This is a genomic window from Cellulomonas gilvus ATCC 13127, assembly GCF_000218545.1.
Classification (GTDB): Bacteria; Actinomycetota; Actinomycetes; order Actinomycetales; family Cellulomonadaceae; genus Cellulomonas; species Cellulomonas gilvus.
Genome location: NC_015671.1, coordinates 2,899,599 through 2,921,848, shown reverse-complemented (window position 1 = coordinate 2,921,848; position 22,250 = coordinate 2,899,599). Strand labels below are relative to the sequence as shown.

The window sequence follows — 22,250 nt, the reverse complement described above, 5'->3', positions numbered from 1 at the left end:
CCGAACCTATCGCATACGCTACGACCGTGCGCAGAGCGATAGTTCGGGTCCTCGTCGTCGTCGCCGTCCTGGTGACGGCCCTGACGGTGGCCACCGTCGTCGGGAACGACTTCCGGCTCACGACGGCGGAGGTGAGCATCCCCGGCCCGCAGGGCACGCTCGCGGGCGTCGTCGCGCAGCCCGACGAGGGCGGCGCGCGGGGGCTCGTCGTGATGATCCACGGCGACGGCCCGGTCGAGGCGACTCAGGACGGCCTGTACATGCCGTGGTTCGAGGCCGCGGCGGACGCGGGCTTCGCGACGCTCTCGTGGAGCAAGCCCGGCGTCGGCGGCTCGCAGGGCAGCTGGCTCGAGCAGTCGATGGCCGACCGCGCGGCCGAGGTGGGGGCCGTGCTCGACTGGGCGCGCACGCAGCCCGACCTGCCCGCCGGGCCCGTGGTGCTGTGGGCCGCGAGCCAGGGCGGCTGGGTCTTCCCGCGCGTGGTGGCCGACCGCCCCGAGGTGTCCGCGGTGGTCGCGGTCGGGACCGCGGTCGACTGGCGCCGCCAGGGCCGGTTCCACCTGCTCGCGGGGCTCGCGGACCGCGACGCGGACGCCGCGCAGACCGCACGCGCGGTGGCCGAGAGCGACCGTGTGCTTGCGCTGCTCGAACGCGCGGCGCCGTACGACGAGTACGCGCGCGAGACCCACGACCCGATGCCGGCGGACCGGTGGGGCTTCGTGCTCCGGAACTTCCGGGCCGACGCGACGCCTGAGCTGCGCGCGGTCGCCGAGCGCGGCGTGCGGGTGCACCTCATGGTCGGGTCGCGCGACCGCAACGTGGACGTCGCCGAGACCGAGCGCGTGTACCGGGCGGCGCTGGGCGACCTGCTGAGCGTCGCGACGTTCGACGCGCCGCACTCGCTGGCCCGGCCCGTCGTGGAGGACGTCGCCGCGGTCGGCGTCCTCACCGCGGTGGTGCGGCCGCGTGCGCTGCTGGCGCCCGGGGTGCTGGACGACTACCGGGAGTGGCTGCGGGACGTCGGCTGAGCCACGCGCTCAGGCGCGTGCGTGGCGCAGGACCGCATCCAGCAGGCGGAGCGCGGCGGCCTTGTCGAGCGGGTGGTTCGCGTTGCCGCACTTGGGCGACTGCACGCACGCGGGGCACCCGGTCGCGCACGCGCACGCCGCGATCGCGTCGCGCGTGGCCGCGAGCCACGCGGCGCCCAGCTCGAAGCCGCGCTCGGCGAAGCCCGCGCCGCCCGGGTGCGCGTCGTGCACGAACACCGTGGCCTCGCCGGTGTCCGGGTGCAGCGCGGTGGACAGGCCGCCCAGGTCCCACCGGTCGCACGTCGCCAGGAGCGGCAGCAGGCCGATCGAGGCGTGCTCGGCGGCGTGCAGCGCACCGGGCAGGGCCTCGAGCGTGACCCCGGCCTCCTCCAGCACCGAGGCCGGCACGGTCCACCACACGGACGTGGTGCGCAGCGTGCGCGGCGGCAGCTCGAGGTCCTCGTAGCCCAGCACCTGCAGGTCCGGGAGGTGCTTGCGCTGGAACCCGAGCACCTGGGACGTCACGTCGACCGTGCCCAGGTGCCACGCGACGGGCCCCCACGCGCGCTCGTCGCGCACGTCCACCACCGCGGTCGTCGTGAGCCAGCGCGCCCACGTGCCGTAGTCCACCTCGCGGCGCGTCACGAGCGCCACGTGGTCGGCCGCGTGCAGGTCGTCGACGACGAACGTCGCGCCCTGGTGCACGTACACCGCGCCGGGGTGCAGCGTCGCGTCCGACGAGGCCGCGTCGACCGTCCCGAGCACGCGCCCGGTCCCGCTCTCGACGACGCGCACGGGGTCGCCGCCCGCGCCGCGCAGGTCGGTGAGCCGGGACGCGGGCTCGGCATGCGTCCAGTACCAGCCCGATGCGCGGCGGCGCAGCACGCCGTGCTCGGTCAGCTCCTCGAGCACCGCAGCGGCGCGCGGGCCGAACAGCGCGAGCTCGTCGGCCCGGACCGGACGCTCGGCGGCGGCGGCGCACAGGTGCGGTGCGAGCACGTACGGGTTGCCCGGGTCGAACGTCGTCGCCTCGACGGGGGCGTCCAGCACCGCCTCGGGGTGGTGCACCAGGTACGTGTCCAGCGGGTCCTCGCGCGCGACGAGCGCGACGAGCCCGTCGGCCCCCGCGCGCCCGGCGCGGCCCGCCTGCTGCCAGAACGACACGCGCGTGCCGGGCCACCCCGCGATGAGCACCGCGTCGAGCCCGGAGATGTCGACGCCCAGCTCGAGCGCGTTGGTGGTCGCCAGCGCGCGCAGCGAGCCGTCCCGGATCGCGCGTTCCAGCCCGCGGCGCTCCTCGGGCAGGTAGCCGCCGCGGTACGCCTGGACCGCGCCGCGCAGCGCCGGGTCCAGCGCCCCGACGTGCTCGCGCGTCGTCGTCGCGACCGACTCCGCGGCCCGGCGCGACCGCGTGAACGCGAGCGAGCGTGCCCCGTGCGCGACGAGGTCGGCGAGCAGGTCCGCGATCTCGGCCGTCGCGGTGCGCCGCGGCCGGTCCTCGGGCTCGCCCGGGGTCGCCCACGGGTCCTCGTCGGGCAGGAGCGACGCCCACGGCGCGCCCGAGTCGGGACCCCGCCCGGGCAGCTCGGGCGGCTGCCACAGCACCACGGTCTTGCGGCCTGCGGGTGACGCGTCGTCCGTGACCGCCTCGACCTCGTCGGGATCGACCCCCAGGAGGCGCGCCGCGCTCGCGGCCGGGTCCGCGGTGGTCGCGGACGCCAGCACGAACACGGGGGACGCGCCGTACGCCTCCGCGAGCCGGCGCAGGCGCCGCAGGACCAGCGCGACGTGCGCGCCGAACACGCCGCGGAACGCGTGGCACTCGTCGAGCACCACGTACTGCAGCGACGCGAGCAGCCGCGACCAGCGCTGGTGCTGCGGCAGGAGCGAGAAGTGCAGGAAGTCCGGGTTGGTCAGCACCACGTCGGCGTGGTCCCGGATCCAGCGCCGCTCGTCCTGGGACGTGTCGCCGTCGCACTGCGCGACGCGGACGTCCCGGACCTGCGCGGCCGCGAGCAGACGCTCCAGGGCCGCGAGCTGGTCGGCGGCGAGCGCCTTCGTCGGGCACAGGTACAGGACCCCGGCCTGGCGCTGCGCGGTCTCGATCCGGCCGGGGTCGAGCGTGCCCGCGGCGCGGCGCTCGCGGACCGCGGTCAGCGCGGGCAGCCAGTACGCGAGCGACTTGCCGGACCCCGTGGACGTGGCCAGCACGGTGTGCCGGCCGTCGCGTGCGGCCTGCGCGGCCTGCACCTGGTGCTGCCACGGCGCCTCGATGCCCAGCGCGCGGTACCCGCGCACCAGGTCGGCGTCGGCCCATGCCGGCCAGGCGCCGCGCCGGCCCTCGCGCGCCGGCAGGTGGCGCACGTGCGTGGCCCGCTCCGCGCGGCGGCCGCCGGCGAGCAGCACGTCGAGCAGGTCGTCGGCGGTCACGTGCTCCATGGTCCCACCGGCCGCGCGCTGACCCGGGCGCGCAGACCCGAGCGCGCGGACCCGGGCCCGCACGGCCCCGTCGACGCGTGTGGTCCACCGGCGCGAGGCTGCCCGCGCGCACGGGCCGTGCGGTGGCAGGGTGGGCCCGTGGACCTGAACTGCGACCTGGGTGAGGGGCTCGACCCGTGGCAGCCCGGGGTCGTCGGCACCGACGAGGCGCTGCTGCACGTGGTGACCAGCGCGAACGTCGCGTGCGGCGGGCACGCGGGCGACGCCGCGACGATGGCCGCGGTGCTGCGGACCGCCGCCGAGCGGGGCGTGGCGGTCGGGGCGCACGTGTCCTACGCGGACCGCGAGCACTTCGGGCGGCGGTTCCTGGACGTCCCCGCGGCCGACCTGCGCGCGCAGGTCGCGGTCCAGCTCGAGGCGCTGACGGCCGCGGCCGCGCACGCCGGGGTGCGCGTCGCGTACGTCAAGCCGCACGGCGCGCTCTACCACGCGCTGCTCCACCACGAGGCGCACGCGGGAGCCGTGCTCGACGTCACGCGTGACCTGCCGGTGGTCGGCCTGCCCGGTGCCGCGGTGCTGACCGAGGCCGAGCGACGCGGCGTTCGCGCCGTGCGGGAGGCGTTCGCGGACCGCGGCTACCGCGCCGACGGCACCCTGGTGCCCCGCGGCGAGGACGGTGACCTGCTCACGGATGCGGACGCGGTCGCGCGGCGCGTGGTGCGGATCGCCACCGAGGGCCGCGTGCGTGCCGTGGACGGCACCGACGTCGCGCTCGACGTCGAGACGGTGTGCGTGCACTCGGACACGCCCGGAGCGGTCCGCCTGGCCGGGGACGTGCGCGCCGCTCTGCAGGCCGCGGGCGTCGCGCTGCGGGCGTTCGCCTGACGCGCATGGACCGGGACACGCGCGCGGACGTGCGGGTGGTGCGGTACGGGGCCGCCGCGCTGCTGGTGGAGCTGCCCGGGCTGGCCCAGGTGCGGTGCGCCGACGACGCGCTGCGGCTCGCGCGCCGTGCCGGCGGCCCGCTCGCGGCCGTCGAGGACCAGGTGCCCGCCGCGGAGTCCGTGCTGCTGCGCGTGCCGCCCGGCACGGACCTGCGCGCGCTCGCGGCGCGCGTGCGTGCGGTGGTGGCCGACGCGCTCGCGGTCGCTCGGGACGTGCCCGGTCCGGCACCCGACGGCCGGCTCGTCGTGCTGCCGGTGACGTACGACGGGCCGGACCTCGCGGAGGTCGCGACGCTCACCGGGCTCCCGGTCGACGAGGTCGTCGCACGGCACCGAGCGCCCACGTACACGGTCGCGTTCGGCGGTTTCATGCCCGGGTTCGCCTACCTCGTGGGCCTCGACCCCGCGCTCGTCGTGCCGCGCCGGGGCACCCCGCGTGCTCGCGTGCCCGCCGGGGCGGTGGCCGTCGCCGACCGGTTCTCCGCGGTCTACCCCGCGGCCACGCCGGGCGGCTGGCGCCTGCTGGGCACGTGCCCCACCGTGCTGTTCGACGCGCACCACGACGAGCCCGCACTGCTCACCCCGGGGACGCGCGTGCGGTTCGAGCCGGCATGAGCGGCGCGCTGGAGGTGCTCGACCCGGGCCTGCTCACGCTGGTGCAGGACGGCGGCCGTCCGGGGTGGGCGCACGTCGGGGTCGGTCGGGCGGGCGCCGCGGATGCGGGTGCGTGGCGCGCCGGCAACCGGCTGGTCGGGAACGACGACGGTGCGGCGGGCCTCGAGGTGCTGCTCGGCGGGCTGCGCGTGCGCGCGCTCGGGGACGTGACCGTCGCGGTGACGGGTGCCGCGGTCGACGTGCGCGTGGACGGCGTCCCGGCCGGCACGACGACGAGCCTGCGGGCCGGGCAGGTGCTGACGCTCGGCCGCCCCGCGCACGGGCTGCGCACGTACGTCGCGGTGCGTGGCGGCGTCGCGGTGGAGCCCGTGCTCGGCTCGCGCTCGAGCGACCGGCTGGGCGGTCTGGGCCCGCGGGCGCTCGCGGCCGGTGACGTGCTGCCCGTGGGGTCCGGACGGCCACCCGCGCAGCCGGGCCTGCCGTCGCCGACGGACGCCGGGCGTGCGGACCCCGGCGACGTCGTCGTGCTGGCCGTCGAGCCCGGTCCGCACGCGCACTGGTTCGACGTGCGGTGGCCGGGGGTGCTGTGCGCGCCCGAGGGCTACCAGGTGCTGCCGGAGTCCGACCGGGTGGCCGTGCGGCTCGACGGGCCGCCCCTGACCCGGGCACGCGGGTTCGTCGGACGCGAGCTCGCCCCCGTCGGTCTGGTGCCCGGCGCGGTGCAGGTCCCGCCCGACGGGCGGCCGGTGGTGTTCGGCGTCGACCACCCCGTGACGGGCGGCTACCCGGTGCTCGCGGTGGTGCTCCCGCGGGACGTGGACGCGCTCGCGCAGGTGCGTCCGGGCGACGCCGTCCGGCTCGCGCTGCGCGTGTCCGGCTGACGCGCGACGCGACACGCCGGGGGCGTTCGGATGAACTCCGCAGCGACACGCCGCGAGTTGCGCGCGGCCGCGCCCGCGCCACCGGCCGCGTCGTCCGCGGGCGGGACCAACGTCCCGGTCCGACCCCGACGACGGACATAGAAATACCCACATCTTGTGAGCCGCGGACCGGCGAACCACTACATCTGGTGATCGCGGCGAGACGATGAAATCGGACCCCCAAGGAGCGCACAGCCATGCCCGACCCCTCCGCCACGCCCGTCACCGTCGATGTCGCGTCCTCGATCGACGAGTACCTGGACCGCAGCGACTGGCGCGTCAACGCCAACGCCAACCAGGGCTACTCGCTGGGCGGGCTGATCCTCAACACCGCCGGCAAGGTCGTCGCGAACTACTGGTTGTCGCAGGTGTACCCCGCGGCCGTGGGGCACGCGCACCGCGAGGGCGACCTGCACATCCACGACCTCGACATGCTCTCGGGCTACTGCGCGGGCTGGTCGCTGCGCACGCTCCTGCAGGAGGGCCTGGGCGGCATCCCCGGCAAGGTCGACGCGCGTCCCGCCAAGCACTTCTCGGCCGCGATCGGGCAGATCGTCAACTTCCTCGGCACCATGCAGAACGAGTGGGCGGGCGCGCAGGCGTTCTCGTCGTTCGACACGTACATGGCGCCCTACGTGCGCACCGACCAGCTGACGTACGCGCAGGTCAAGCAGGGCATCCAGGAGCTCGTCTACAACCTCAACGTGCCGAGCCGCTGGGGCACGCAGACGCCGTTCACCAACCTCACGTTCGACTGGGTGTGCCCGGACGACCTCAAGGACGAGGTCCCGTTCGTCGGCGAGGAGCCCTGCGACTTCACGTACGGCGACCTGCAGCCGGAGATGGACGTCATCAACCGCGCGTACATCGAGATCATGACCGAGGGCGACGCCACGGGCCGCGTCTTCACGTTCCCGATCCCCACGTACAACATCACGCAGGACTTCGACTGGCACAGCCCCAACGCGGACGCGCTGTTCACCATGACCGCGAAGTACGGGCTGCCGTACTTCCAGAACTTCATCAACTCGGAGATGAAGCCCGGTGACGTGCGCTCGATGTGCTGCCGCCTGCAGCTGGACCTGCGCGAGCTGCTCAAGCGCGGCAACGGGCTGTTCGGCTCCGCGGAGCAGACCGGGTCGATCGGCGTGGTGACCGTCAACTGCGCGCGCCTGGGCTACCTGCACGCGGGCGACGAGACCGCCCTCCTGGCGCGGCTCGACGAGCTGCTCGACCTGGCGCGCACGAGCCTCGAGCTCAAGCGCCAGGTCATCGGCAAGCTCATCGACGACGGCCTGTTCCCGTACACCAAGCGCTACCTGCCGAGCCTGGACAACCACTTCTCGACCATCGGCGTCAACGGCCTGAACGAGATGATCCGCAACTTCTCCCTCGACGAGCACGACATCACCGACCCGCGCGGTCACGCGATGGCCGTGCGCGTGCTCGACCACGTGCGCGCGCGCATGGTGGAGTTCCAGGAGGAGACCGGCCACCTGTACAACCTCGAGGCCACGCCCGCCGAGGGCACCACGTACCGGTTCGCCAAGGAGGACCGCGCGCGCTACCCGGAGATCCTGCAGGCCGGCACCGACACCAACCCGTACTACACCAACTCCTCGCAGCTGCCCGTGGGCTTCACCGACGACCCGTTCGAGGCGCTCGAGCGCCAGGACGAGCTGCAGACCAAGTACACGGGCGGCACCGTGCTGCACCTGTACATGTCCGAGCGGCTCTCGACGCCCGACGCCGCACGCGAGCTGGTGCGCCGGTCCCTGTCCCGGTTCCGCCTGCCGTACCTGACGGTGACCCCGACGTTCTCGATCTGCCCGTCGCACGGCTACCTGGCCGGTGAGCACCACGAGTGCCCGCGCTGCGCCGAGGCCGGCCGCGTCACCGAGTGCGAGGTCTGGACGCGCGTCATGGGCTACCACCGGCCCGTCTCGTCGTTCAACGTGGGCAAGAAGGGCGAGCACGCCGAGCGCACGCACTTCCGCGAGTCCGTGGCGGCGCTGGCGTGAGCCTCGCGCCGGTGGGGCAGCGTCCGTCATCGTCGTCGGCGTCGTCCGACGACGAGCGGGCGCTGCCCCCCGCGCGCGGCGCCGTGCTGCTGCCCGGCGTGGGCGCGGCCGCGGCGCTCACGATCGGCGGCCGCACCGAGCCGTGTGCGGGCGACCTCACGATCGCGGGCCTGACGCCGATGTCGTCGTGCGACTGGCCCGGGCGTCTGGTGGCCACCGTGTTCCTGCAGGGCTGCCCGTGGCGGTGCACGTACTGCCACAACCACGCGATCCTGGACCCCCGCGCCCCCGGCCAGGTGCCGTGGCGCGACGTCCGGGACCTGCTGAGGCGCCGCGCCGGGCTGCTGGACGGTGTGGTGTTCTCCGGCGGTGAGCCCACGCGCCAGGCCGGGCTGGCCGACGCGATGCGCGAGGTCCGGGCCGCGGGGTTCGGCGTCGGGCTGCACACCGGTGGCGCCTACCCGCGGCGGCTCGAGTCGCTGCTGCCGCTGGTCGACTGGATCGGGTTCGACGTCAAGGCCCCGCGGTCGCTGTACCGCGCGATCACGCGCGTCGGCGGTGAGACGACCGCCGCCGACCAGGCGTTCACGAGCCTGCGCATGGTGCTGGACTCGGGCGTCGACGTGCAGGTCCGCACCACCGTGGACCCGACCGTCCTGTCCGACGACGACGTGGCTGCGCTGACCGCCGACCTCGCCGCGCTGGGCGTCACGGACCACGTCCTGCAGGAGGTCCGCGCCGACGGCACCACGACCGAGTACCAGCAGGCGCTGGCCGCGATGCGTCAGGGCTCAGACTGAGCTCAGCCGATCTGCTCCTCGTGGATGACCTCGACGGTCGGCGCATCGGTGGGTGCAAACCCCTGCGGCATGGCGAGGACGTACGTCGTGGGCATGAGGTCGTCGGTGCACGACCCCAGGTCGTCCGCGCGCCCGACAACGACCTGGATGACGTCGCTGCCGAAACGAGCTCGCTTGGGGATGGGCGGGCACGACGACGAGCCAGCGACTTGCAGGGCGACTGTTCGTGCGTCCAGCTCGACGACGGGATGCTCGAGCACTCCGGCGGACGCCCCCGTGCGGGCCTCCAGGATCGTGACGGGAGCCCAGAGCCCAGCAGTCCCGCGGTCCGCAGCGAACGGAGTGAGGTCGAGCGTGCGAGGGTCGGCGGCGACCACGACCGCACGGCGGCCCTCGTCGTCGGCCGTGGTGCTCCGGACCGTGGCCTGGACGAACGGCCATGCCACCGCCTCGGCCGGGATGTCGGCGCCCTCGCAGGCCACCAGGTGGACCCCGCCGTCGAGGCGTGTCGTGTCCCCCTGTGCGGCGCGGAGGTCGGTCTCGACCAGGTCGTCCTCGTCCGGGTACAGGTAGCCCACGACGGCGCCGTCGTCGCCGACCAGCGCGAACGTGCCTGCGGTCGGCACCGTCGCGGTGACGGACGCGTCGCCCGCGACGCCGAGAGTGACCGACAGGTCCTCGTCGGCCGCCAGCACCAGCCCGCCCGCGTCGGGCCGCGAGTGGATCGTGATCCCGACGGGCTCGCCGCACTCGAAGTACTTCTCCCACAGCATCATGCGGGGCGGGTGCTCGACGGACGGGGTCGCGGACGCCGACGGCGGGCGGGTAACCGGTGCGGCCGGCGACACCGGTGCGGTCGGGCCCGCGGGCAGCCGGCTCGACGCGCCCTGGACCTGTCCCGCACCCCACGCCACCGCACCGACCGCGCAGGCCGCGACCGCCCCCGTGCCGACCTGCCGTGCCGCGCGCCTGCGCCGGACCCGCGTGGCGACGCGGCGCACCGTCGACTCGCCGAGGCCGTCCGACGCCGCGCCCGCGGCGTGGGCGAGGTCCGCGAGCTGGTCCTGCAGGGGGTCGTTCATCGTGTCCTCCGGGGAGTCAGGTCCAGGCGTTCGTCGGGGGTGGGCGCGTCGGCCGGTCCGCCGAGGCGTTCGCGCAGCGAGCGGCGGCCGTCGGACAGGTAGCGCTTGACCGCGCCGGTGCTCAGCGACAGGACCGCCGCGACCTCGTCGACCGGCAGGTCCTCGACGTGGTGCAGCACCACGCACGTCCGCTCGCGCGGGCTCAGACCCGCGAGCGCCTGCGCCAGGAGCAGGCGGTTCCCGACCAGCAGGTCAGGCGGTCCGTCGGGTCCGTCCGACGGGCTCGCGTCCGGGGCCGCGTGCAGGTGCCGGATCGTCGCCCAGTGCCGGCGCCGGCGGAACCCGTCGATGTAGAGCGTGTGGATCGCGCGCCGGACGTACGCCTCGGCGGACTCCACCTCGGCCGCGGGCCGGCGTCCGGAGAAGACCTTCACGAGCGCGTCCTGGACCAGGTCCTCGGCCTCGCGCAGGTCACCCGTCAGCAGGTACGCGTGGCCGACGAGCGCGCGCCCGCGGTCGCGGACCAGCTCGTCGAGGACCCCGTCCCATGCCATGCCGCACCCTTCGTCGCCGACCTTCCTACCCCTCCAGACGCTCGCCGCGACGCTGCGGTTGGGGTCGTGCGCGAGATTCCTGCCGGATCCGGTAAACACGATCGGCCCGCAGGGCAGTCTTCAGGGTGTGGGCAGCGGCAGGGCGACCGATCTCGTCGCCGACGACGTGGGCGACGAGGTCGCGCGGTTCGTCGCGGAGCACCGCGCCGCGCTGCTGCGCGTGGCGTTCGGGCTGTGCCGCGAGCGCGCCGCCGCCGAGGACCTGGTCCAGGACACCTCGGTGCGGCTGCTGGACCGCTGGGACCACGTCCGACGAGCGCGCCACCAGCTCGCGTACGTCCGCACGGTCATGGTGCGCCTCTACCTGGACCAGGTGGGGCGCACGGAGGTGCCCGTGGTGGACGCACGAGTCGGCGAGCTGGCGGGGCCCGACGCGTACGCCGAGCTCGAGTCGGTCAGTGCCGCGGTCGCCCTGGTGGCCGGTCTCCCGCCCCAGGCCCGGGCGGTGCTGACGCTGCGCTACATCGAGGACCTGGACGACCGCGAGATCGCCGAGGTGCTCGGCATCACCCGCAGCACCGTGCGGGTCACCGCGCACAAGGCGCTGCGCCGGCTCGCTGTGTCCGCTTCGAGCCCGACGAGGAGGGCGTGATGTTCACCGAGGAGGAGTTCCGCCAGGCGTTCCGCGCCCAGGTGGATGACGAGGTCGCCGCAGTCGTCGGCGTCCGGACGGTCGGTCCCGCGCTGCGGTCGCCGCAGCACTCGCACCGGCGACTGCTCGCCGGGGTCGCCGCCGCAGTGGTCCTCGTCGCTGTGGCGTTCGGCACGGCCGCCGACCACCGACGCCCGGCCCCGGCCGCTCCCACTCTGCGGCCGACGTCGACGGCCGACATGAGCACGCCGACGCCGGTGATCGGTATCGCCACGCTCCCGGCGGACTCGCAGCACCAGGCGGCGGGCGGCGGGCGGCTCGGAGCCCGTGACGGGTGTGTGACCGTCGACGAGGCACTGCTCGTCGTCGGGCCGAGCTGGTACTGGGACACGCCGCGGTCGGTCCTCGTGGACCTGTCGACGGGCCGGGAGTGGAGGCTGGGCGACAGGCTGGGTACGGGCGGTGCGTACGGGCTGATGAGCAACGGGCGACTCAACGGCGGCGACGGGCTGACGCTGCCCGCTTCGTGTGCCGACTTCGATGGGTATGCCTGGGTCGCTGGCGACGGCCCGACCGGGGGAAGGCCCGTCACGGGCAGGCAGGTCACGGAGCTCGCCGAGGCCATCGGCGCCGCGGGTCGGGCCTACCCGGCGGCCGACGGCGGCGTGGCCTACGACGCGGCCACCGCCACGTTCACGCAGTGGATCGTCGACGGTGCGCCCGGCTCCGGGTCGCTCCGCGACGCGGTCAAGCGGGCGGGCGAGGCGGCGGCCGACGATCTGCACGTCGCCTTCGCGGCGACGGACTTCTCGCGGGCGGACCAGGAGGTGCTCGTCGAGGAGCTGCGCGACGCGTACCGGAATGATCCGCGGTGGCCGGACGGCATCGCGCTCACGGGGTCGTACTCGCAGTGGGCCCAGGCGTACCTGGTCGACGTGGGGGACCGCTGGGACGACCCGGGGGTGGCGGAGTACTTCCGCGCGCGGTTCGACGACCGCGTCGCGCTGTCCAGCATGGAGCCGGCCGTCTCTCAGTTTCTCGGCAGTGACCGTGCGGCGACCCGGCAGCCCCTCCCCGGCCGAGAAGAGCCGCCGGGGTCGCCGGGTCGCTGAGCGGCCTCAGGCCCCGGACGAGGGGGCGGAGTCGTCCTGGCCGGGCATCTGGCCGGGGGCCGGGCGGTCGCCCATGTCGCCGCCCCGGCCGCCACCCATCCCGCCGCCGCCCATGCCGGCCGTGACCTCGCCCGCGGTGCCCGTGCCCGCCTCGGTGGTGCCGGCGTCGCCGCCCGAGTTCAGCGGCCCGGCGACCGCGGAGCCGGCCGTGCCGCCCAGCATCGCGGTGTAGGTGTCGCCGTCGACGACGTCGGGCGAGGAGTAGACCACCGAGCCGAACGACTTCGTCGCGGTGAACGACGCCAGGACGTCCCCGTCGGCCGCGACCACCTGCACCACGTCACCCGCCGCGCCCTGCTGCGAGAGCGTCAGCCCGACGAAGGACTGCGACCCGCCCGAGGGCGTCTGCGCCATGCCCGAAGAGCCGACCGCGATCAGCTCGCCGCCCGAGATCTCGAACGTGCCGTTGTAGTCGATCGAGCCGTTGCCGGCGTTGGTCGGGCCGGACACGACCACGGTCCCGCCGGTCATCGTCATCGACCCGTTCGAGTCGAGCCCGTCGCCCTCGGCGTCGACGACGAGCGTGCCGCCCGCGATCGTGACCTGCACGTCCTCGTCGGCGCTCATCTCGCCCCCCATCCCGCCCCCGGGACCCTGCTGCGCAACCTCGTCGTCGGTCGCGGTGCCGTCTGTGGCCGTGTCGTCGGTTGCTTCGTCGGTCGTGGCGTCCGCGGCCGAGCCGTTGATGCCGTCGTCGGACGTCACCAGCGTGATGTCGCCGTCGAGGATGCTGACCTCCTGGGCCTCGAGGCCCTCGACCGCCTGAGTGATGTCGACCGTGCCGCCCGCGACCTGCAGCGCGTACTCGCCGTGCACCGCGTCGTCGCCGGCCGCGAGGCTCAGCGTGCCGCCCGTGATCGAGACCACCGCGTCGGAGTGGATCGCATCGTCCGCGGAGTCCACGGTCAGCGTCCCGCCACCGACCACCACGGCCGCGTCGCCCACGACGCCCTTGGGTGAGGCGTCCTGCGCCACGGTCGCACCCGCGCCGTCGCCCGTGGTCACGGTGACGGCCCCGCCGGCCACGAGCGCGTCGGTGCTCGCGGTCAGGCCGTCGTCGCCCGCGGTCAGGGTCAGCGTGCCGTCCTCGATCAGCACGTAGCCGAGCGTCGTGTCCTCGTCGTCGTCCGACTTGATCGCGTCGCCCGCCGCCTGCACGGTGAGGTCGCCACCGGTCACGACGACGTAGTCCTTGCCGCGGATCCCGTCGTCCACCGATGTCACGGTGATGGTCCCGGACTCGACGACCAGGCCGTCCTTGCCGACGATCCCGTCGTTGCCGTTGGCCGCGACGTCCAACGACCCGCCTCCGGCGATCGTCAGGTCGCCCGCGCTGTACAGGGCGCCGCTCGCCTCGTCGTCGTCCGCGTAGGTGGCGGTGTCCGCGAGCCGGTTGTTCGAGCCGTCCGCGAGCACGACGACGACCTCGTCGGCCTCGAGCACCTGCAGGGGTGAGGTGGTCGAGCTGGACAGGTCGACGCCGTCCAGGACCAGGGTGACGTCCTCGTCGGGCGCGGTCACCACGACCTGCCCGTCGGTCAGCGTGCCCGACAGGCGGTAGGTGCCGCCCGCGGAGATCGTGACGGTGTCACCGTCCACCGCGACGGCGTCCGAGTCGCTCGTGGACGCGCCGTCGGCGAGCGTCACGTCGACGGCGTCGGTCTCGTCGACCGAGGTGTCCGCGGTGTGCGGCGCGGTGTTCTCGGCCATCGCGCTCTCGACCGTGAGGTCCGCATCCGTCGAGACGGGGACGGTGGTGCCGGAGTCCCCGGTCGAGGTGGACGTGGACGACGACGCGGCGGTGTCGGTGGAGCCCGACGAGCAGCCGGCCAGGATCAGGGCGACGACGGTGGCGGGGACGGCCGCGCGGACCGCGGCCTTCCGCAGGGGGGTACGCATGGGGGTTCTCCTTGTGTCGGGGTGGGAGCGGGTCAGGCGCTCGCGGACAAGCGCGAGCGGGGTTCGATGTGCCGGTCCAGGACGCGGCGCCAGGGGGTCAGGGGCAGGTCGGGGTGCAGCAGGGCCATGCCGGTGCCGTACTTGGAGATGCGCACGGGCCGGTGGCCGTGGCGCCACAGCACGCGGTCGGTCACCGACGGCGTCGCGCCGGTCTTCGTCTCGATCACGGCGAGCGGGCCCAGCGGCCGCTCGAGCCCGGTGGCGGGGTCGATCCACACCAGGTCGGTGTCGATGGTGGTGCGTGCCGTCACACCCGGCCGCCCGCCGTCGACCAGCAGCGTGGAGCGCCGGTACCGGTTGGCCAGTGCCGGGCTCAGCGGGCCGGTCAGGCGCCGGTCCGCGCCCAGCGACGTCGTCGCGAACGTCCACGCGGTGTCCGTCAGGACCGTCGGCTCACCGTCGTGCGGCTGGCGGAGCTTGACCGTCGCGCCGCGGGCGCCGCGCGTCTTGACCTCGACGAAGCAGTCGCCCGAGTCCGCGTACGTGCGGGTGCGGACCTTGTACCGGCCGCGGCGCCGCAGCGCGGCACCCAGGTAGCTGTCGAGCCCCACGGTGTCGAAGTAGACGGACTCGTACACCGACGTGCGCCGGCCGTCGATCTCCAGGACCCGCGCGCCCGCGGTCAGCGGCAGCGATGCGAGCGCCGCGGCGGGGACCACGTACTTGCGGTCGACGCGCGTCTGCAGCGCCGCGCCCGAGCTCTCGATCTCGGCCAGGCCCACCGCGGGAAGCTGCGCGAGACGCGCCTCGAGCGCGCTCATCGCACGGTCCCGGGCTCGGCGTACGTGGCGGTCGTCGTCGGAGCGACGAGCGGAGGCGCGCCGGCCGAGAACCGCACGTCGACCGTCGTCGTGTCGTTCACCAGGTCGAGCCGCTGCACGGTCACCGCGTGCACGCGCCCGCCCAGCAGGCGCTCCAGGTGCGCCACCAGCGCGGTCTCGTCGGCGATCGCCCGGTCCACCACGACGACCTGCTGGCGCAGCCGGTGCAGCAGCCGCGGGCTGTCGGCGGCCGCGATCACCACCACGAGCGCCGCCATCAACCCGATGCCGAGCCCCAGCGACGTGGTGCCCAGCCCGCCGATCAGGCCCAGCGCGAGCGCCGCGAAGTAGTACGCGACCTCGTGCTGCGCGAGCTCGGTGGACCGCAGCCGGATGATCGAGAGCACCCCGAACAGCCCCAGCCCCAGGCCCGCGGCGATGGTGCTCTGCGCGAGCGCCGCCGAGACCGCCAGGACACCGACGTTGACGGCCAGGAATGCGACGACGAGGTCCCGGCGCCGGTGCCGCGGCAGGTACACCGCGAACGTGAGGATCAGGATCGCGACGAGGTCGGCCGCGTAGAGGGCGTAGGGGGACACGGGGGCCTCCTGAGGTGGGGGGAGTGGCTGGCAGACCTCAGTCAGCCAGCCCCACCTGGAGGCCCCCTGTGCGTCACCTGGACCCGGGGTCCGAGTTGTTCACCCGCCGTTCACCCGTCAGGGCACGACCACCTCGTACGGCCCCGCGACGAGCGGCCCCAGGTCGGAACCGAGCCGGACCCACGCGAGTGCGGGCCCGGGCACGCGCTCGTCGGGACCACCGAGCGGCGACAGCTGGTCGAGCGTGATCGTCATCAGACGGCGGGACCCGCCTACGGGCAGCGGCTCCCACGGGCTCGCGGTGAAGTTGACGAGGCTTTGCGCCACGATCGTGCCGCGCTGCTCGAGGACGGCGCTCACGTGACGGAAGTCCGCGAGGACGGGCAGCGTGCCCGTGTTGGTCGCCGTCACCGCGATCCCGCCCTGCCCGTCCGGACTCGTCGTGAAGCGGACGTCGGTGACCCGCGCCGCGCGCTCAGCTTGGTCGAGGTCGTCGTCGCCGGTACCCATCCGCAGGAGGGCCTGGATCCGCTCGTCGCTCGTCGCGCCGGCCTCGCGCACGTCCACCAGCAGCCACGTGCTGAAGTCCTCGGGCGGTACCACGCCCGGGCACCACTCGATCGGGCCGTACCCGGACGAGCCCAGGAGCAGGTGGGCGGCGCCGGACGGGACCGAGACGTCGTCGTGCGCGGGCGGGTCCGCGGTGGTCCTCCCGATGACCACGCCGCCGCGCGACGCCACGACGTCGGCGCCCGTCACCCGGACCGCGTGGTCGCGGTGGTTGCTGACCCGCAGCCGCGGGTCGGGGCCGTCGTCCGAGACGCCCCACCGGATGCCGTGTGGCGTGCTCCCGCGATCCCCGACCGCGGCCCCGCACTCGGGCGCGGTCGCTGTCGGGTCGGGTCCCGGCCACGCGGGGGTCGCGCTGGGTGACGGCGCCGCGACTGTCTGCTGTGGTGAGTCGTCCGGCAGGAACGGCACGACCGTCACGGCCGCCACGAGGGCGAGCACACCAGCGGCGGTGCCCGTCCGCGCACGGCGGCGGCGCCGCGCCCGCGTGCGGATCAGCTCGACGGGTACCTCGTACGCCTGGGCCTGCGGTGAGTGCTCGGCGGCCGCGAACGCGTCGGATTCGCCTTCGACGAGGTCAGGGCGTGGCGAGCTCCACCGGGACGGGGCCGGCGACGAGAGTGCTCGGGGTGCCGTCGACGGTCACGCCCAGGGCCACCCAGGTGTCGTAGGTCCCGGTGCTCAGCGGCCCGTCGCACCCCTCAGGGTCGCTGTAGGTGGTGCTGAACGTCGTGGACTCGCCCGGCTGGAGCGTCGTCGTGGTCGCGTCGTACATCGCGGTCAGGCCCATGCCCACCACCTGCTCGCCGTCCGAGAGCCCGGCACTCAGATGATCGGGCAGGAGAGTGACCGGGACGTCCCCGCTGTTCGTCACCGTGACGGAGAGCGCGCCGTCGGCCGGCGCCGCGGTCGCCTCGACGGCCAGCGGCGACTCCTGCGTGATCGCGGCCCACTGCGCGAGCTCGTCGGCGGAGGTGCCGCACGTCATCTCGAGCAGCCCCGGCATCTGGTCGTCGACGACCGCGTCGCCGGTGACCTGCAGCGGCCACGGCCCGGCCGCGGCGGACCAGTCGTCGGCGTCGGTCTCCCGCGCGCCGTCGGGACCCAGCGGCGTGAACGTCGACAGCGCCCAGATCTCGTAGTCGCCCGGCTCGAGCGGCGTGGTGTCGTCGGTGCAGCTCAGCAGGAGCGTCCCGGCGTCGAGCGGCGTCGACGCACCCGGGTCGAGCGAGAGGTCGATGCCGATGGCCTCGATGGGGCCGGGGCCGCCGACGACGACACCGTCCCGCACCAGGACGACCTCGGGGTAGCCGGTCCGGGCGTCGATGTGCGCGGGGCCGTCGTTGGTGACCGCGAGCTGCAACGACAGGTTCTTGCCGGACGCAGCGGTGCGCGGCACCGACCTCGCGCTGAGCAGCAGCGGCGCCGGGTTGGTCTGCGGGTCGGCGAGGTCCCGCAGCTCGTCGTCGGTGGCGCCGCAGGTCGTCGGGCCGGCGAGCGGCGTGCTGCTCCCGGCGGGCACGACGACCTGGAGCGGCTCGCTGGTCGAACGGGCGTCGTGCGAGTCGCCCGGCGCGTCGGAGCCGCGGGCCGCGAGGCCAAAGCGGATCGTCGAGGTCGCCACCAGCTCGTACGTGCCCGCGTCGAGGACGGCGTCCTCGCCGGTCTCGCACGAGACGAAGGTGCCGGCGAGGTCGACGTCCAGGGGGAACGGCTGCGGCTGCATGTCGACGGCGACGCTCCGGGCCTCCTCGAGCGACATGTCGTACGAGCCGTCGAGCACGGCGACCACCGCACCGTCGCGCACCAGCACGACGGACGTCGCGATCGAGCCACCCAGCGGGGTGCCGACGTAGTCGGCGGCCTGCATGTCCGCGGACGTGCTCACGGCCATGGTCCACCGCCCCTGCCGTGCGGGCTGGAGCGTGCCGGGGACGACCCTGGTCTCGACGACCCATCCGCCGTCCCCACCGTCGGCACCGACGACCCCGTCGCCCGCACGGATCTGTGCCGGCGACACGCTGCACTGCGCGGGCGCGTCCGCGTCCGCGGCGAGCCGCAGTCCGCCGTCGCCGTCCGCGAGGCGCGGCACGGCGACCGCGACGCCCGCGACGACGAGCGCGAGCGCACCGGCCGCGGCGGCCGTGCGACCGGCCCGACGACGCCGTGCGCGCGTGCGCACCAGCTCGACGGGGACCTCGTAGGCGCGGGCCGCGGCAGAGTGCTCGGCGGCCGACAGCGCGTCGGACAGCGGGTTGCGGGGCTGGTCGTGGTGCTCGGTCATGGCCGGGTCCTCCCGGAGGTGAGTGGCACCGTCTCGTCGTCCGGGAGCGGACCGAGCAGCGCCTCGAGCTTGTGACCGGCGGTGGACAGGTACCTCTTGACGGTGCCGACGGCCAGGCCCATGCGGGCCGCGACCTCCGGCACGGTCAGGTCCTCGCACCAGCGCAGCACCGCGGCGGCGCGCTCCTGCGGGGCCAGCGTCGCCAGGGCCGCCTGCACGTCGAGCACGGCCCCCACGGCGGGCGCGGGATCGCCGCCCGGCTCGTCGTGCCGGCCCAGCAGGTGCCGTACGCCGGTCCAGCGACGCCGGCGGCGGGCGTCGTCGAGGAACACCGTGAGGATCGCGCGGCGGACGTACGCCTCGGCGTCGTCGGGCGTGAACCCGGTCCGACGACGAGCGAACGTGCGCACCAGCGCCTCCTGCACCAGGTCCTCGGCGGCGGGCCGGTCACCCGTGAGCAGGTAGGCGTAGCCGAACAGCGCACGCCCGCGCTCGCGGGCCAGCGTGGTCAGCACGTCGTCGTCCGGCACAGCACCCCGTCTCGGTCACGAGGCCGGCGGTCGCCGCCCTCACCAGCCAAGACGCCCCAGCACTCCGAACCGTTGTACCCCACCCCCACCCCGCCCAGGAATGGGAGCTCCTGGCGCCCATATGTCGCCACAACCTCTTAAGCCCCACCCGGCCCGGGGACCTGGCCCGCCGCCCTGCCCCTCGCCCCCGCCCCCGGCGCCGGGATTGAGAGGTTCTGGTGGCGATTCGTCGCCAGAACCTCTCAATCCTCGGCCCCCCGGGGGGTGAGGGGAGGGGGTCAGGGGGTGGTGATCTGGAGGGGGAAGGGGCCGGCCGTTGTCAGCCAGGAGCCCTGGTCGCCCGGGCGGGCGAAGTCGGCGAGCGAGGTGACCACCGGGACCAGGACCCACAGCTCGTAGGTGCCGGGCGGGAGCGGGGCGGGCTGCGTGGCGAGGCCGCACGAGCGCAGCGCGGTCGACGCCTCGAGCTCGCGGGTGGCATCACCCGCGATCACCACGGTCCTGTCGTCGACGGCGTCGAGCCCTCCGACGATCGTGCCGCCACGCGTCACCACGACGACCGGCATGCTCGCCTCGACGTCCTGCGGGCCCGGTGCGTTGTTGGTGGCGGTGACCGGGAAGGTCAGGGGGGTGCCCTCGCCGATCACCGTCGCGGGCGCAGCGGCAAGACGTAGCGGGGACGGGTTGACGGGTGGATCAGCCAGCGCGCGCAGCTCGTCGTCGGTCGCGCCGCAGCCCAGGGGACCGGCGGCGATCGAGTCCGCGGTGACGCGCACCTCCACGGGCACGCTGGTCGCGCGGATCACGCGGATGTCGTCGTCGTCGACCACCACACCCGCGGTCGTCGACGAGACGAGCTGGTAGAGGCCCGGCTCGAGCACGGCGCGCTCGCCCGTGGCGCAGGAGATCGGCGCTGCCTCGACCTCGGTGGCGAGCGGGAAGGTCCGCCGCGGCGCATCGACGTCCATGTCTCGCGCGTCGGCGCGAGGCGGGGCTGTGCCCGTACCCAGCACGGCGACGACCACGTCGTCCTGCATCAGCACGACCGTCGACCCGTAGGTCCAGCCGTCCGGCGGGCCCAGGAGCTCGTTCCCCGGACCTGGGTCCACGTCGATCTGCGTGGTGAGCCGCCACGGTCCGTCCAGCGCCGGTCGCACGGACGTCGCGACGACCTCCGACTCGGCCGAGAGCCACTGGTCGTCACCTGTCGGCTCGGTCGCGCTGGGCTCGGTCCGGCTCGGGATGCCGAAGTCGTCGGCTGCGAGCTCCTCGGTCACGAGTCCGCACGCGGCCGGCGGCACGGGCTCGTCGGGCCCGTCCGGGGAGGCCGTGATCTCGAGCGCCCACGGGCCGCCGGCAGCCTGCCAGTCTCGTACGGCCGCAGCGCCAGGTGTGCCCACCGTGAAGCCCATGACGGTCCAGAGCTCGTAGCTCCCGGGGGGCAGACCTGCTCCGTTCCCGCCCTCGGGCGTGCACGCACGCAGGCCCGTCCAGGTCGGGAAGGACTCCGATGACCCGGCGTCGAGATCGAGCTCGAGGGCGACGGCCTCGGAGGGCTCGAGCCCGCCCACGATCGCACCGTCGCGCGTGAGGACCGCATGGGGCTGGTCGGCCCACCCGGTGAGGTGGTCGCCGGTGTCGTTGTGGGCCGTGGTCGTGAAGTGGATGTCGCCACCGCTCGCCACGGACGACGCCGCGGCGTCCACCGTGACGCGTACGGGCGCGGGGTTCTGCTGCGGGTCCGCGAGGGCGTGCAGCCGGCTGTCGGTGGCGCCGCACGCGAGCGGGCCTGCGGCGTCGCTGCCCGCGGTCACCTCGACGTCGAGCGGCTCGCTCGTCGTGCGCACCACGGTGCGCTCCATCGTGATCTCCGTGCCGCCCGAGGAGTCGGCGCTCCGCACCAGCGCCGCGGTCACCGTGACGAGCAGCTGGTACGTGCCCGAGCCGAGCACCGTGCGCTCGCCCGTCTCGCACGAGATGAGCGGTGCCTCGACATCGGTGCGCAGGGGTACGGGCTGGGGGGTCACGTCCACGGCCATGCTCTGCGCCTCGCTGATGGTCGGAGCGGGGTCGCCACCGAGGACGGCGACCACCCGACCGTCCCGCGCGACCGCGGTCGTCACCCCGTAGATCCAGCCCGACAGCTCCGGGAGGTCCGCGGAGCGGTCTGCGAAGAGCGGGAAACCCACGTCGAGCGCCACCTCCAGCCCGCTGGTGCGGGGCGAGCGGGTGCCGAAGTCGCTGGGGGTCGCGGTGATCTTCCAATCCCGGGGTGCGCCGCCGTCCTGAGCGGCCATCTGCTCGGGCGTGAGGAGGCACGCGGCGGGGAGGTCAGGGGTGTCGCGGTCGACCGCGGGCCGTGGGTCGTGGGAGAGGCGGGGCACGGCGGCGGCCGTGCCCGCGACGACGAGAGCGACGGTCACGCCGCCCGCGAGCATCCGGCCGGAGCGCTGACGCCGGGTTCGGGCGCGCCGCACCACCGCGTCGAGGTCGGTCACCGGCCGGTTGAGGTCAGGTGAGTCGCCGAGGGCGTGCAGGCGCGAGCGCAGGTCGTCGTTCATGAGTCCTCCTCGCCCGCGCGGGAGCGGGCTGCCAGCGGCACCACGGCCGTCGCCTCGTCGTCGTCCCCGGTGGCGAGCGGGCCCAGGACGCCCTCGAGCCGACGCAGGGCGTCGTGCACGTAGCGCTTGGCTGTGCCGGTGGAGACGTTCATGCAGGCGGCGACCTCGGGCACGGTCAGGTCGTCGTAGTAGCGCAGCACCACGGCGGCGCGGTGCTGCGGGCCGAGCGTGGCGAGCGCGGTGCGCAGGTCCAGGCGGGCGTCGGCCGGCGGTTCGGGTGGGGCCTCGTCGGGCGTCGCGACGACGTGCCGCACGCCCGCGAACCGGCCCTGACGCCGGCGGTCGTCGAGGAACACGGTGAGGATCGCGCGGCGCACGTAGGCCTCGGCGGAGTCGGGGGTGAAGCCGCGCCGGAGCCGGCCGAACACCCGGACCAGGGCGTCCTGCACCAGGTCCTGCGCCGCCGCGTGGTCCCCGCTGAGCAGGTGCGCGTACGCCACGAGCGCGGGTCCGCGTCGGTGGACCAGCTCGGTGAGCACGTCGTCTGCCCTGTGCGGCACCTCGCCCCCTTCCACCTCGTCGGACCACACCCTTCATCACCTGGACGTCCGGCGGGTGCCGAAAGGTTGCACCGGCGCGTCGATCTCGCGTCAGCCAGGCGTCGTCGGCCCGTCGCGTCCCCGTGACACGCCGTGGCTAGACTGCGCGGATCGCGCGGCAACGGGGCCGCGCTGAACGGGCGCGCGGGGGGTGCGTCCG

Annotated in this window: 19 protein-coding genes; 8 read left to right on the top strand and 11 right to left on the bottom strand. The window is 74.9% G+C overall.

Annotated features, from left to right (window positions below; translation table 11 throughout):
* Nucleotides 1-26 precede the first annotated feature (26 nt).
* Nucleotides 27-1,028, top strand: a complete 1,002-nt coding sequence (locus CELGI_RS13210) for an alpha/beta hydrolase family protein (protein WP_013884634.1) — start codon at nt 27-29, stop codon at nt 1,026-1,028.
* Between the two features lie 9 nt (nt 1,029-1,037).
* Here CELGI_RS13210 and CELGI_RS13205 read toward each other — a convergent pair whose 3' ends face one another.
* A complete protein-coding gene (locus tag CELGI_RS13205) occupies nt 1,038-3,467 on the bottom strand; it encodes a DEAD/DEAH box helicase (protein ID WP_013884633.1) in 2,430 nt (809 codons plus the stop codon).
* A 138-nt stretch (nt 3,468-3,605) separates the two neighbouring features.
* On the opposite strand from CELGI_RS13205, the gene CELGI_RS13200 reads away from it, so the two are divergent.
* The 5 genes from CELGI_RS13200 (at nt 3,606) to CELGI_RS13180 (ending at nt 8,767) form a co-directional block, all read left to right on the top strand.
* Nucleotides 3,606-4,352 carry a LamB/YcsF family protein gene (locus tag CELGI_RS13200; RefSeq protein ID WP_013884632.1) on the top strand — a complete coding sequence of 249 codons (747 nt, stop codon included), beginning with the start codon at nt 3,606-3,608 and terminating at the stop codon, nt 4,350-4,352.
* 5 nt (nt 4,353-4,357) lie between these two features.
* Nucleotides 4,358-5,026 (top strand): 5-oxoprolinase subunit B family protein, encoded by a 669-nt coding sequence (locus tag CELGI_RS13195; protein ID WP_013884631.1) that lies wholly within the window; start codon nt 4,358-4,360, stop codon nt 5,024-5,026.
* Entirely contained in the window at nt 5,023-5,907 is an 885-nt protein-coding gene (locus CELGI_RS13190; protein ID WP_013884630.1) for a 5-oxoprolinase subunit C family protein, read from the top strand. The genes CELGI_RS13195 and CELGI_RS13190 overlap by 4 nt, the downstream gene beginning before the upstream one ends.
* A 236-nt stretch (nt 5,908-6,143) precedes the next feature.
* Nucleotides 6,144-7,967: a ribonucleoside triphosphate reductase gene (locus tag CELGI_RS13185; protein ID WP_013884629.1), complete on the top strand. Its 1,824-nt coding sequence runs from the start codon at nt 6,144-6,146 to the stop codon at nt 7,965-7,967.
* A gap of 11 nt (nt 7,968-7,978) precedes the next feature.
* Nucleotides 7,979-8,767 (top strand): anaerobic ribonucleoside-triphosphate reductase activating protein, encoded by a 789-nt coding sequence (locus CELGI_RS13180; protein ID WP_321572165.1) that lies wholly within the window; start codon nt 7,979-7,981, stop codon nt 8,765-8,767.
* 2 nt (nt 8,768-8,769) lie between these two features.
* On the opposite strand, the gene CELGI_RS13175 is transcribed toward CELGI_RS13180, so the two are convergent.
* Both CELGI_RS13175 and CELGI_RS13170 read right to left on the bottom strand, forming a co-directional pair.
* Nucleotides 8,770-9,849: a hypothetical protein gene (locus tag CELGI_RS13175; protein ID WP_013884627.1), complete on the bottom strand. Its 1,080-nt coding sequence runs from the start codon at nt 9,847-9,849 to the stop codon at nt 8,770-8,772.
* Nucleotides 9,846-10,403, bottom strand: coding sequence for a sigma-70 family RNA polymerase sigma factor (locus tag CELGI_RS13170; RefSeq protein WP_013884626.1), 558 nt, complete (start codon nt 10,401-10,403; stop codon nt 9,846-9,848). The genes CELGI_RS13175 and CELGI_RS13170 overlap by 4 nt, the downstream gene beginning before the upstream one ends.
* Nucleotides 10,404-10,530: 127 nt before the next feature.
* On the opposite strand from CELGI_RS13170, the gene CELGI_RS13165 reads away from it, so the two are divergent.
* Together CELGI_RS13165 and CELGI_RS13160 are read left to right on the top strand one after the other, a co-directional pair.
* Nucleotides 10,531-11,055, top strand: a complete 525-nt coding sequence (locus CELGI_RS13165) for an RNA polymerase sigma factor (RefSeq protein ID WP_013884625.1) — start codon at nt 10,531-10,533, stop codon at nt 11,053-11,055.
* A complete protein-coding gene (locus CELGI_RS13160; protein ID WP_013884624.1) occupies nt 11,055-12,167 on the top strand; it encodes a hypothetical protein in 1,113 nt (370 codons plus the stop codon). The genes CELGI_RS13165 and CELGI_RS13160 overlap by 1 nt, the downstream gene beginning before the upstream one ends.
* A gap of 6 nt (nt 12,168-12,173) precedes the next feature.
* Here the strand turns inward: CELGI_RS13160 and CELGI_RS13155 are convergent, their stop codons facing one another.
* From CELGI_RS13155 to CELGI_RS13120, 8 genes are all read right to left on the bottom strand, one after another.
* Entirely contained in the window at nt 12,174-14,126 is a 1,953-nt protein-coding gene (locus tag CELGI_RS13155; protein ID WP_013884623.1) for a carbohydrate-binding domain-containing protein, read from the bottom strand.
* A 32-nt stretch (nt 14,127-14,158) separates the two neighbouring features.
* Nucleotides 14,159-14,947 (bottom strand): polyphosphate polymerase domain-containing protein, encoded by a 789-nt coding sequence (locus CELGI_RS13150; protein ID WP_013884622.1) that lies wholly within the window; start codon nt 14,945-14,947, stop codon nt 14,159-14,161.
* Nucleotides 14,944-15,546 carry a DUF4956 domain-containing protein gene (locus CELGI_RS13145; RefSeq protein WP_013884621.1) on the bottom strand — a complete coding sequence of 201 codons (603 nt, stop codon included), beginning with the start codon at nt 15,544-15,546 and terminating at the stop codon, nt 14,944-14,946. The genes CELGI_RS13150 and CELGI_RS13145 overlap by 4 nt, the downstream gene beginning before the upstream one ends.
* Nucleotides 15,547-15,663: 117 nt before the next feature.
* Nucleotides 15,664-16,557, bottom strand: a complete 894-nt coding sequence (locus tag CELGI_RS13140) for a hypothetical protein (protein WP_013884620.1) — start codon at nt 16,555-16,557, stop codon at nt 15,664-15,666.
* A gap of 136 nt (nt 16,558-16,693) precedes the next feature.
* Nucleotides 16,694-18,400, bottom strand: coding sequence for a hypothetical protein (locus tag CELGI_RS13135; RefSeq protein WP_013884619.1), 1,707 nt, complete (start codon nt 18,398-18,400; stop codon nt 16,694-16,696).
* Complete coding sequence (locus CELGI_RS13130) at nt 18,397-18,930, bottom strand: sigma-70 family RNA polymerase sigma factor (protein WP_013884618.1); 534 nt, start codon at nt 18,928-18,930, stop codon at nt 18,397-18,399. The genes CELGI_RS13135 and CELGI_RS13130 overlap by 4 nt, the downstream gene beginning before the upstream one ends.
* A gap of 278 nt (nt 18,931-19,208) precedes the next feature.
* Nucleotides 19,209-21,491: a hypothetical protein gene (locus CELGI_RS13125; protein ID WP_013884617.1), complete on the bottom strand. Its 2,283-nt coding sequence runs from the start codon at nt 21,489-21,491 to the stop codon at nt 19,209-19,211.
* On the bottom strand, nt 21,488-22,051 hold the full coding sequence (locus tag CELGI_RS13120; RefSeq protein WP_041574756.1) for a sigma-70 family RNA polymerase sigma factor: 564 nt from the start codon (nt 22,049-22,051) through the stop codon (nt 21,488-21,490). Before CELGI_RS13120 ends, CELGI_RS13125 begins: the two co-directional genes overlap by 4 nt.
* Between the last annotated feature and the right edge of the window lie 199 nt (nt 22,052-22,250).